Raw genomic sequence first — 10,685 nt, 5'->3', positions numbered from 1 at the left:
CCTCGCGGCGGGCGTCCAGGGCGTCCGCGCGCCCCCGGGTGTCGGCGAACCGCTCCTGGAGCCGGAGGAGGTCGCGCTGCTCCTCCAGGGCGTGGCGGGCGGCGGCCTGTCTGCTCTCGGTGGCAAAGACCGCGAGGGCGGCGATGTCGCGGCGCTCACGGGCGCCGCTGCGGGCGACGGCGGCCCAGGTCAGGACGGATGCGGCGAGCCCGGGGTCGCCCGGCCGCTCCTCGGGTCGCGGCAGGTCGGCGGCGGCCGGGCCCGCTGCCTCCGCCATCCGCTCGGCGAGTGCGAGGAGCCGGTCGTCGCCCGCCTTGACCTGTTGCTCGGCGGTGCGCCGCAGTTCGGCGAGGCGCTCTTCCACGGCGGCGAAGCGGCGGGTGTCGAAGAGCTTGCCGAGGAGCTTGCCGCGGGCTTCGGCATCGGCGCGCAGGAAGCGGGCGAAGTCGCCCTGCGGGAGCAGCACGACCTGGCAGAACTGCTCGCGGTTCATCCCGACGAGCCGGCCGATCTCCTCGCCGATCTCCTGGTGGGAGCGGCTGAGCGCCTGCCACTTCCCCGACTCCGCGTCGTACTCGCTCAGCCAGCTCTGTGCCTTGTCCGTGACGAGTCCGGTGCGGCGGCCCTTCTTGGGACGCTGCTGTGCGGGCCGTCTGGTGACCGCCAACCGGCGTCCGCCGACGGTCAGTTCGAGGATGACCTCGGTCGGCAGGTCCGGTGCGGCATGGTCGCTGCGCAGGGTGGGTCCGCGCCCTTCGCGGGCGCCGGGCACCGATCCGTACAGGGCGAAGCAGACGGCGTCCAGGACGGAGGTCTTGCCCGCACCGGTCGGCCCGTGCAGCAGGAACAGTCCGGCCGAGGACAGTGCGTCGAAGTCGACCTTCTGGGTGGCGCCGAAAGGGCCGAAGGCGGTGATGCGCAGGGAGTGCAGTCTCACCGGGCCACCTCGCGCACGCTCTCGTCGACCCGGACGTCGTCGAACGCGCCCCGGAGCACCGCCCGTTCCCGCCCGTCGGGTCCGCTGCCGCCTCTGACGTGCGCCACGAAGTCCTCCGCGATCTGCTGGTCGTCGCGTCCCTTGAGGCGCTGGGCGTAGGAGAGGTGCGGGCCCTCCGGGCCCCTTTCCGGCTCGAAGACCAGGCTGACGGTGTGCGGGAAGCGCGCGCAGAGCCGGGCCATCGGGTCGTCGGGCCGCGCCGGGTCGGTGAGCGTCGCCTCGATCCAGGATTCCTCGTGCCGGTCGAGGGAGGGGTCGTCGAGCAGGTCCTCCAGCTGTCCGCGGAGACGGGCGAGGGGCCGGGGCACCGGGCAGTCGAGCCGCTCGGCGGCGGCGATCTCCCCGCCGGGCCCGAGGTCGATCAGCCACATCGTCTTGCGGTGGCCGGCCTCGGAGAAGGAGTAGGCGAGGGGGGAGCCGGAGTAGCGGACCCGCTCGGTGACCTTCTGCGCGCCGTGCAGGTGGCCCAGGGCGACGTAGTCGACGCCGTCGAAGACCCCGGCGGGGACGGCCGCCACTCCCCCGACGGTGATGTCGCGCTCGCTGTCGGACGGCTCGCCGCCCGCGACGAAGGCGTGGGCGAGGACGACGGAGCGGGTGCCTTCGGGCCGGGTGGCGAGGTCGGCGCGGACCTGGTCCATGGCGGCGGACAGCACGTGCTCGTGCCGCGCCTTGGCGGCGCCGAGCTGGTCCCGTACGAGCGCGGGCTCCAGGTAGGGCAGTCCGTAGAGGGCCACCTCGCCGTGCGCGTCGGACAGCACGACGGGGGTGGCGCAGCCCGCCGGGTCGGTCCGCAGGTGGATGCCCGCCCGCTCGATGAGGCCCGCCCCGACGCCGAGGCGGCGGGCCGAGTCGTGGTTTCCGGAGATCATCACCGTCGGTACGCCCTCGGCTGCGAGCCGGTGCAGGGCCCGGTCGAAGAGCTCCACGGCGGCGAGCGGCGGCACCGCGCGGTCGTACACGTCCCCGGCGACCAGCACGACGTCCACCTGGTGTGCGCGGACCGTCGCGACCAGGTGGTCGAGGTACGCGGCCTGGGCGTCGAGCAGCCCCACCCGGTGGAAGGACCGGCCGAGGTGCCAGTCGGACGTATGCAGAAGCCTCATGGTTCACGAGAGTAAAGGGAGGGTCTGACAATCAAGGCCGCAACGGTGGAATCCGCCTCATCACCGGCCTCGTACGCCCCTGGTCCGAAGAGGCTGAAGAGGCTGAAGCTGCCGAGCGTGCGGAGCGGCCGGGGCTGCCGGGGCGGCCGGGGCTGCCGTCAGGCGTCGCCGTACGCCTCGCCGCCCAGCTCGAACCCGGCGCTGCCCGCCGTCGCGTCCGCGAGCCAGCCGAGGAAGGACTCCACGTCGGCGTCCGGCAGGCCGATCTCGATGGTGACCGCTTCCGCGTACCGCACCTCGCGCACGGAGCGTCCCGTCGCCCGCAGGTCGTTCTCCAGCTTTCCCGCCCGCTGGTGGTCGACGGTGACGGTGGCGAGCCGGAACCGCTGCCGGGTGATCGTGCCCAGCTCGTCCAGGGCTTCGCCGACCACGCCTCCGTACGCCCTGATCAGGCCGCCGGCGCCGAGCTTCACACCGCCGTAGTAGCGGGTGACGACGGCGACCACGTACCGCACCTCGCGGCGCATCAGCATCTGGAGCATGGGGACTCCGGCGGTGCCGCCTGGCTCGCCGTCGTCGCTCGCCTTCTGGATCCCGGCGTCCGCGCCGACGACGTACGCGTAGCAGTGGTGCGAGGCGGTGGGGTGCTCCTTGCGGACGCGCGCGACGAAGTCCTGCGCCTCCTGCTCGGTCGCGGCGGGGGCGAGGGCGCAGAGGAATCGGGATCGGTTGATCTCGGCCTCGTGCACGCCGGGGTGGGCGACGGTCCGGTACTGCTCCTGCATTCGGCCCACCTTATGCGGGAGGGGGTGATCCGCAGGAACCGGAGCTCCCCCTCCCTCCCGCCCGTCCCCCTACCCCGCCGCGCGCCGGGCCGCGCTCGCGGCGAGGACGAGGCCCAGCATCACCACCGAGCTGCCGATCAGGACCCCCGGCGGCATGCCCGCGGGCACTCCGTCGGGGCCGCGCAGGGCGCCCATGAAGTCCAGGGGTGTGATGCCGTTGACCGTTCCGTACCAGAGCGGCAGGTAGAGGGCCTGGAAGAGCCGGTGGGTGCGGCTGAGCGAGCCGAGGAGCAGTGCCAGGGAGGGGATGAACAACGCGCCGAGGAACCAGTGGAGCAGGCCCGCCGTATCCGCCCCGGTGGCCATGCGGACGGCCGGTCCGATGCCCGCGACCGCGGTGAGCAGGAAGCCCGCGCCCCATTCGGCGAGCACCCGGCGGCGGGCCGTCGGGTAGGCGCCGAGGATGGCCTCCACCCCCGACTCGTGCCGCTGCGTACCCAGCCGGGACCAGATCAGCACCGGCCAGATCCAGGCCAGGGGAAGCAGGAAGCGGGAGACTCCGGCGGCCGGGGTGACCAGCTGGGATACGAGGGTCAGCGTCAGCACGCCGGCCCACCACCACCGGGGAATCCCCTGGAGCAGGATCCGTACCTCACCGACGAGCAGCCGCACCGCGGAGTTGCCCGGTACGGCCCGGGCCCCGGGCACACCGCCGAAGGTCTTCGTAGGGGACGCGCTCTCGTCCCGCGGCGGTGCGGGGAGGCCGGGGGCGGCGGGGAGGCCGGGAGTCCCGGGGTCCCGCTCGGCGCCCTCGCCGACCGGCAGCACCGCCGCAGGGTCCCTGGGCGCGCGCCCGCGTGAGGGGTCGAAGCGCGGGAACCACAGCATGGGCACCAGAGCCAGCACCACGCCGGTCAGGACGAGCAGGAGCCTGCTGAAGAGGTACTCGCCGGTGGGCGCGAACCCGCTCCAGTCGAAGGTCTTCAGCGGCTCGTCGACCAGGGTGAGACCGAGGCTGAACTCGCCCGCCCGGGACGGGTCGATGCCCTGTGCCTTCATCGACGTACTCAGCGACTGCACCACCTGGTGCACGCCGATCCCGCCCAGCGGCGCGTTCGGTGACTGTCCGCCGATCGCGACGAAGGCCCAGATGAAGAACCAGAGGATGTTGCCGAGCCCGGCCCGCAGCAGCGGAACGGCCTCGAAGAGGAGGGCAGCCGCCGCGGTGACCACCATGAGCGGCAGTGCGACGACGACGAACGGCTTCAGCAGCTCGACGGGGTCGACGGCGAGCGTCTCGGCCCGGGACAGCTGCATGACCACCGCGGTCAGCACCAGCACGCCGAGCATCGAGGCGAGCACCAGGACGCTGCTCAGGAATTTCGACGCGAGATAGAGGTGGTTCTTCAGGGGGGTGGAGGCGAGCAGCCGGCCGACGCCGGTGCTCCCGTCGCGGGAGACGGCGTTGCGTACGACGTAGAAGCCGCCGAGGGAGAGCCACACCGATCCGGCGAGGGCCACCACCATGCCGAGGTACGCGCTGTTGTAGGTGCCCCGGTACTCACCCACCTGCATGACGACCCAGCCGGCCTCCCGGGCGGGGGTGGCGAGGTATCCGAGTCCGACCGCCGCAAGGAGGATCGCGGCGTAGGCGGGGCGCCGCACCCGGTCCCTGAAGTCGCCGAAGGCGAGCCTGAAGAGCATCCGCACGGCTACCGTCCTCCCGCACTGCGCGCGCCCCGGGCCGCGCCGTCGCCGATGTGGTGCACGGCGGCCAGATACGCGTCCTCCAGGTCCGGTGCCACCTGCTGTGCGGTGGCGCAGGGCGGCTGCTGCGTGAGCAGGCGCACCCGTACGCCGCTGCTGGTCCGCACCGTCCGGCCGACCAGGTGGCGCTGCTGGAGGCCCGGCAGCTCGGCCGGGTCCACCACGGCCTCCCAGACCCGGCCCTCGACGGCCGCGATCAGCTGCTCGGGGGTGCCCCGGCGCAGCAGTCGGCCCTGCGCGACGACCGCGATGTCGGAGGCGACGGACTCGACGTCGGAGACGATGTGGGTGGAGAGCATCACCACCCGGTCCGCGGCCAGTTCGCCGAGGAGGTTGCGCAAGCGGACCCGCTCCTCGGGGTCGAGACCCGCCGTGGGTTCGTCCACGACGATCACTTGCGGGTCGGCGAGCAGCGCCTGCGCGATGCCCACGCGGCGCAGCATGCCTCCGGAGTACTTGCCGAGGGGGCGCTTGACGGCCTCGGTGAGGTTGACCAGTTCCAGCAGTTCGTCGATCCGGGCCCTGGAGGAACGGGCCGAGAGCCCTTTCGCCGCCGCGAGGTAGCCGAGGAACTCGCGGGAGGTGAGGTTGGGGTAGACCCCGAAGTCCTGCGGAAGGTAACCGAGGGCCCGGCGCAGCACGTCCGGCTCGGCCACCACGTCCGTGCCCCGGAAGAGGACCCGGCCGCCGGTGGGGCGGGTCACGGTCGAGGCGATTCGCATCAGTGACGACTTGCCCGCCCCGTTCGGGCCCAGGAGGCCGAGCATTCCGCTCTCCATGCGCAGCGTCATGCCGTCCACGGCGCGCTTGCCGCCGCGGTAGACCTTGGTGATGTCGATGAGTTCCAGCATGTCCTTCCGCTCCCCTACGTCCGGGTCCGGGCAGCTGCTGAAAGGGGGTTCGGGTTCACGGGGTGCCTCCGGAGGGTGCGGGTGGGGGTGACGAGATCCAGATTCGTCGTCCGGAGGTGTGGGCACATCTGCCGTTCGGCAGAGATCGCGGACTCTTTCGCGCGGGCCCGTCGCGCGCGGTCGCGCCCGGGCCCTTGCCGCGGACCCGCCACGGACAGGTGCGTCAGCGGGGCAGGGTTCCGGTCACGCGCCAGCCGTCGCCGCACGGGCCGGCCGTCAGTTCTCCACCCAGTACGGTGAACCGCTCGCGCAGGCCCACCAGCCCTGTTCCGCCGCCCTGACGGCTGCTCAGCAGGCTGTTCGGCGTGCCGTCGGGGCCGCCCTCGTCGGTGACGCTCACCCGTAGCCCCGTCTCACCTTCGCGCCGCACGGAGACGGCCACCGATGCCGTGCCCGGTGCGTGCCTGCGCACGTTGGTCAGGGCCTCAAGGACCATGCCGTACGCGACTTCGTCGCACTCGCGCCGCAGTGCTCCGGCAGGCTCCCCGTCCAGGTGCAGGTCCGGGTCCAGGTCCAGCGCCGCGGGGACGGAGCCGGACTCCGCGAAGCGGGTGACGAGGCCGGGGAGGTCCGACAGCCCGTACACCCGGGTCGGTACGTGGTCGGGTGTCCCGGTGTCCTCGTAGCGGTCGCGCCGCCCCTCCTCCTGGCGGGCCGCCAGGTCCGCGCCCGGTCCTGCGGGTTCCTCCGGCCCGCGCAGGGTGTCCAGGGCGCGGTCCATCTGGTCCAGGGCCCGCAGCCCCGACTCCTCCAGTCTGCCCAGCAGCGCGCCGAACTGGTCGGGTTCGTACGGGGAGGCCTGCGCCGCCTGGACTTCGAGGACCATGCCGGTCAGTTCGTGCGCGACGAAGTCGTGCAGCAACCGGGCCATGTCGAGGCGCTGTTCCCTGCGGGCCCTGCGCACGGCCCTGCGCCTGCGCTCGTCGACCGTTCGCAGGTAGCTGCCGACGGCGACCGCGCAGACCACCGGGACCATCGCGACCAGGACCATGACGAGGGAACCGTTCGCCCCCGACCCGGGGTTGCGCACGGTGAAGCGCAACGGGAGCGCCAGCGCGACCAGGGCCGCCGTCGCCGCCGCCGGGATGCCGGGCCGGCCCGCCTTGCGGACGAGCCGTCCGGTGAGCACCAGGAGCGCGGTGAACTCGAAGGGCATCCACAGGAGGGTGAGCCCCTGCGGTCCGGTGTAGACGAAGTCGGTGACCACGGACAGGCCGGTGGTCACGGACGCGGCCACCGGCAGGGTGAGGCGTCCGAGCGGCAGGGGCAGCAGCACCGCGAGCAGGGCCACGGCGGCGCTCAGGGCAAGGAGGAGGGCGGCGGGCGGGGCGAGAAGAGCAGGCAGCCCGAGCAGCACCACTGTCGCCCCGCACGTCAACTGCCGCCGAAGGCCCACCTGCTGAGTACCTGTCATCACCTGCCTCAGCCTAGGCAGCGACCTCGACGCGCCGCGGCGCAGGTCCCGATGCGCCGCACCCGCCGCACCGGACGCACCGGGCGCCCGGCGGCGCGGGGGCTACTGGCCGACGGCGCAGAGACTGCTGTCCCGCCGGTACGGGGCTGCTAGCCCGCCGTGGCGTATCCCATCTCCCAGGCCCTGACGGCGATGCCGACCCTGTTGCGCACACCGAGCTTGCGCTGGACGCTCGCGACGTGGGTCTTGACCGTGCCTGCGGAGATGAACATCTCTCCCGCGATGTCGGCGTTGGTCAGCCCTTCGGCGACCTTGGCCGCGATCTCGGTCTCCCGCTTGGTGAGCGGCTCGACCACGACAGGGCCCCCGGCGGCCCGTCGGGGCGTCCGGCCGGCGCCGGTGACGTGCTTCAGCAGCCGCACCGTGACGGAGGGACTGATCAGGCTCTCCCCCGCCACAGCCGCGCGGACCGCCTCCACGAGCAGGGTCGGTCCCGAGCGCTTGAGCAGAAATCCCGAGGCACCGTGCCGCAGCGCCGGATAGACGTACTCGTCGAGGTCGAAGGTCGTCACGACGACCACCTTCACCGGCAGTTCCGCCGCGGACTGCTGCAGGGTACGGGTGACTTCGAGGCCGTCCATCCGGGGCATCCTGACGTCCACCAGGGCGACGTCGGGCCGCAGCCTGCGGACCACGGCCAGCGCGTCCACGCCGTCGGCCGCCTCGCCGACCACCTCGATGTCCGCCTGGGCCTCCAGGATGCGGCGCATCCCGCGGCGGACCATCTCCTGGTCGTCGGCGAGTACCACTCGTATCGTCACAGTCGGCAATTCTCGCAGGTTCGCTTCTCCGGCCCGGATGACACGATGGTCCGCGGACCGGGGAGACACCGCGCACCACCCTCAAGACCGTCAAGGAGACACAGATGTCCGACGAGCGGGGCACCATCCGCAAGATCCTCAAGGAGTCCGGCGACACCTGGGCCGTCGTCGGCCTCTCGTCGAACCAGGACCGCGCCGCCTACGGAGTCGCGCGCGTGCTGCAGGAGTTCGGCAAGCGCATCGTCCCCGTGCACCCGAAGGCCGAGACGGTGCACGGGGAGCAGGGCTACCCCTCGCTCGACGCCGTGCCGTTCCCCGTCGACGTGGTCGACGTCTTCGTCAACAGCGACCTCGCGGGTCAGGTCACCGACCAGGCGGTGGCCATCGGGGCGAAGGCCGTCTGGTTCCAGCTGGGAGTGGTGGACGAGGCCGCGTACGGACGGACGCGGGCGGCGGGCCTGGACATGGTCATGAACCGCTGCCCGGCCATCGAGATCCCGCGGCTGGGCTGACGGTCACCGCGCGGCGGCTCGCCGTGAGGACCGGCTTCTCACCGTACGGAAGGACAGCTCCGTCCGTACGCCGCGCAGCGTGCCTCGAAGCCCGGTGGCAGCCAGCCGTGCGAGAGCAGGCGCGGATGGGCGGGGAAGGCCGCGTGCGCCGCGAGTACGAAGATCAGCGACGCCCAGAGGCTGTGCAGCCGCACCGTGGTGTAGCCCTTGCCGTTGATGTCGTGGAAGGCGCACTCGAAGGTGTCGGGGGCCGCCAGATCCATGGTGGCCAGCCCGTTCCAGCCGAGGTCGAGCCAGGTCTCCGGGTGCGAGAAGATCGCGCGCCGGTCGGTGACCGTGACCTCGCCCTGCCCCTCCATCACCCAGCGGGGCTGGGCGGCGGCCTGTGCCTGGTTCCTGCGGGACGCGTTCCCCATGGCGTTGACGGCCAGGGCGCCGACCACGAAGCCGGTCGAGCCCATGGCCATGGTGCTGGTCTGGGTGTACGAGCCGTCGCCGACGGCCCGCCAGGTGGAGCGGGCGGCGGGGCCCGCGGCCAGCGAGAGTTCGCCCTGGGCGAGGCGGGAGGTGGTCGGCAGCGGGGGCCGGTGCGCGAGGCGGCCCTGGGTCAGGTCGTGGACGACGCCGCAGGTGTAGAGCAGATGGTCGTCCAACGGCCCCCAGGGCGGAGCGCCGTGCGTGAGCGCCTGCAGCTCCTGGCCGCCCGTCTGCATCTGCACCGGGAAGGTGTTCTCGTCCACGGGTCCCCCGTCCGACTGCCTCGGTCAATGACAGCCATCGTAGGGATCAGGACCCCCCGGGTCACCTCACGGGTCCCGGGTCGCCCGGCGGGCCCCCGGGTCACCTCACGGGTGGGATCGACACCGCCATCGTCATCTCCACCACTGTCGTGCCGTCGTTGCGGTACGCGTGCGGGACGTCCGCCTCGAAGGTGGCCGAGGTGCCGGCCGGCACCGGGTGTGCGGCGCTGCCCACCACCAGGGTGAGTTCGCCCGCGGTGACCCGCAGCAGTTCGGTGGTGCCGGTGGGGTGCGGGTCGGAGGTGCTGGCGTCGCCGGGCATCAGGAGCCAGGACCAGAGTTCGAGCGGGCCGCGGCTCTCGGTGCCGACGAGGAGGGTGGCGTGACTGCCCGCCTCCGTGGACCACATCCGGACGGTGTGCTCGGGCGTCACCAGGCGGACGGGGACGCCCTGTTCGTGGTCGAGGAGCGTGGTGATGCTGATGCCGAGGGCGTCGGCGAGCTTCACGGTGATGCCCACGCTGGGGTTGGTGCGGGCCTGCTCGATCTGGATGATCATGCCGCGGCTGACGCCGGCCCTGGTGGCCAGTGCGTCGAGCGTGAAGCCCCGTTCGCCGCGCCAGCGCTTGAGGTTGCGGGCGAGCGACTGCGTGAGCTGGTCGAGGTCCGACACGTTCCGTCCGTCTCAGAAGGTGGCCAGGCCGTCCACTATTTTGGACGGTCGGTCCACTTTACTGGAACTGATCGTCGGCCACGCAGCGCCCGGGCGGCCGCGGCCTACGAGGTTTCCTGGTCCAACTCGGCCAGTGCGACGAGCTGTTCGGGTGTGATGTCCGCCGGGATCGGGACCGGCGCCGGCGTGCGCATCGGCGGCTGCCACCCGTCCACCTTGTCCCAACGGCGTACGATCCGCGCGGGCGCGCCCGCCACCACCGCGTGGTCGGGGACTTCACCGCGTACGACGGCTCCCGCGGCGACGACGACGTTCCGGCCCAGCTTCGCGCCGGGCAGGATCACGGCGTTCGTGCCGATCCAGCAGCCCGGCCCGATCTCCACCGGTGCCGCGCGCGGCCACTGCTTGCCGACGGGCTGCTCCGGGTCGTCGTAACTGTGGTTCGTGGACGTGACGTAGACGTGCGGGCCGAAGTAGCAGTCGTCACCGATGGTGACGGTGGTGTCGGCGATGATGTGGCTGCCCCGGCCGAGGACGACGCCGTTCCCGAGGGTGAGTATCGGGTCGGGGCCGAGGTCGAGGTCCGGCATCATCCCGGCGGTGAGGGTGACGTGCTCGCCGATGATGCAGTAGTCGCCGAGGTGGATCCAGGGTTCGCCGAAGACGGTGCCCTGCGGGAAGGCGAGCTTGCTGCCGTGGCCGAGGGAGCCGAAGCGCAGCCGCCCGGGGCGCTGCGCGCTGACCGCGCCGGCCTGCTGGATCAGCCGCCAGCCGTGGTGCACGGCCCGGGTCGTGGCGCGGCGGCGCCAGTCCGCAGCGGCGGAGAGGCCCTCCGACGCGGAGGCCGAAAGGGCGGAGAAGGAGAACGTGTTTCTGTTCTTCGGCACCCGCACACGGTAGTCGGCGGGGGCCCGGCCGTTCAGGGTCACTGCCTGTGATCTTCGCCCCACCCTTCACTC

The 10,685-nt window shown here is 72.6% G+C and carries 11 protein-coding genes; 1 reads left to right on the top strand and 10 read right to left on the bottom strand.

The genetic code is table 11. The features are described 5' to 3' along the window. The 7 genes from ACWGIG_RS31525 to ACWGIG_RS31495 form a co-directional block, all read right to left on the bottom strand. The coding region (locus tag ACWGIG_RS31525; protein WP_453325103.1) for an AAA family ATPase at positions 1-937 on the bottom strand (937 nt) is incomplete at its 3' end. Further along, complete coding sequence (locus tag ACWGIG_RS31520; protein ID WP_453325102.1) at positions 934-2,103, bottom strand: exonuclease SbcCD subunit D; 1,170 nt, start codon at positions 2,101-2,103, stop codon at positions 934-936. The genes ACWGIG_RS31525 and ACWGIG_RS31520, both read right to left, overlap by 4 nt. A gap of 158 nt (positions 2,104-2,261) precedes the next feature. Continuing rightward, the gene (locus tag ACWGIG_RS31515) at positions 2,262-2,888 is read right to left on the bottom strand and encodes a YigZ family protein (protein WP_453325101.1); all 627 of its coding nucleotides are present in this window, start codon (positions 2,886-2,888) and stop codon (positions 2,262-2,264) included. Between the two features lie 69 nt (positions 2,889-2,957). Then, positions 2,958-4,592: a hypothetical protein gene (locus ACWGIG_RS31510; RefSeq protein ID WP_453325104.1), complete on the bottom strand. Its 1,635-nt coding sequence runs from the start codon at positions 4,590-4,592 to the stop codon at positions 2,958-2,960. Positions 4,593-4,600: 8 nt separating this feature from the next. Then, positions 4,601-5,506: an ABC transporter ATP-binding protein gene (locus tag ACWGIG_RS31505; protein WP_453325100.1), complete on the bottom strand. Its 906-nt coding sequence runs from the start codon at positions 5,504-5,506 to the stop codon at positions 4,601-4,603. Positions 5,507-5,729: 223 nt separating this feature from the next. Beyond that, the gene (locus tag ACWGIG_RS31500; protein WP_453325099.1) at positions 5,730-6,980 is read right to left on the bottom strand and encodes a sensor histidine kinase; all 1,251 of its coding nucleotides are present in this window, start codon (positions 6,978-6,980) and stop codon (positions 5,730-5,732) included. 149 nt (positions 6,981-7,129) lie between these two features. Next, positions 7,130-7,801: a response regulator gene (locus tag ACWGIG_RS31495; RefSeq protein ID WP_453325098.1), complete on the bottom strand. Its 672-nt coding sequence runs from the start codon at positions 7,799-7,801 to the stop codon at positions 7,130-7,132. A 104-nt stretch (positions 7,802-7,905) separates the two neighbouring features. On the opposite strand from ACWGIG_RS31495, the gene ACWGIG_RS31490 reads away from it, so the two are divergent. Next, a complete protein-coding gene (locus tag ACWGIG_RS31490) occupies positions 7,906-8,313 on the top strand; it encodes a CoA-binding protein (RefSeq protein ID WP_453325097.1) in 408 nt (135 codons plus the stop codon). Between the two features lie 38 nt (positions 8,314-8,351). Here the strand turns inward: ACWGIG_RS31490 and ACWGIG_RS31485 are convergent, their stop codons facing one another. The 3 genes from ACWGIG_RS31485 to ACWGIG_RS31475 all read right to left on the bottom strand — a co-directional run bounded on the left by ACWGIG_RS31485 (position 8,352) and on the right by ACWGIG_RS31475 (position 10,613). Continuing rightward, entirely contained in the window at positions 8,352-9,053 is a 702-nt protein-coding gene (locus ACWGIG_RS31485) for a hypothetical protein (RefSeq protein ID WP_453325096.1), read from the bottom strand. Positions 9,054-9,153: 100 nt separating this feature from the next. Then, positions 9,154-9,726 (bottom strand): helix-turn-helix domain-containing protein, encoded by a 573-nt coding sequence (locus ACWGIG_RS31480; RefSeq protein WP_453325095.1) that lies wholly within the window; start codon positions 9,724-9,726, stop codon positions 9,154-9,156. Positions 9,727-9,830: 104 nt separating this feature from the next. Further along, positions 9,831-10,613 (bottom strand): acyltransferase, encoded by a 783-nt coding sequence (locus tag ACWGIG_RS31475; RefSeq protein ID WP_453325094.1) that lies wholly within the window; start codon positions 10,611-10,613, stop codon positions 9,831-9,833. Positions 10,614-10,685: the final 72 nt, after the last annotated feature.

The organism is Streptomyces sp. NPDC054863 (assembly GCF_053610825.1).
The sequence above is the reverse complement of the archived record's forward strand: the minus strand, read 5'-3'. Positions and strand labels throughout refer to the sequence as shown.

Excerpts from the sequence above, each read along its gene's own strand:
- ACWGIG_RS31520 (WP_453325102.1), bottom strand. The coding sequence starts at position 2,103 with ATGAGGCTTCTGCATACGTCCGACTGGCACCTCGGCCGGTCCTTCCAC.
- ACWGIG_RS31515 (WP_453325101.1), bottom strand. The coding sequence starts at position 2,888 with ATGCAGGAGCAGTACCGGACCGTCGCCCACCCCGGCGTGCACGAGGCC.
- ACWGIG_RS31510 (WP_453325104.1), bottom strand. The coding sequence starts at position 4,592 with ATGCTCTTCAGGCTCGCCTTCGGCGACTTCAGGGACCGGGTGCGGCGC.
- ACWGIG_RS31505 (WP_453325100.1), bottom strand. The coding sequence starts at position 5,506 with ATGCTGGAACTCATCGACATCACCAAGGTCTACCGCGGCGGCAAGCGC.
- ACWGIG_RS31500 (WP_453325099.1), bottom strand. The coding sequence starts at position 6,980 with ATGACAGGTACTCAGCAGGTGGGCCTTCGGCGGCAGTTGACGTGCGGG.
- ACWGIG_RS31490 (WP_453325097.1), top strand. The coding sequence starts at position 7,906 with ATGTCCGACGAGCGGGGCACCATCCGCAAGATCCTCAAGGAGTCCGGC.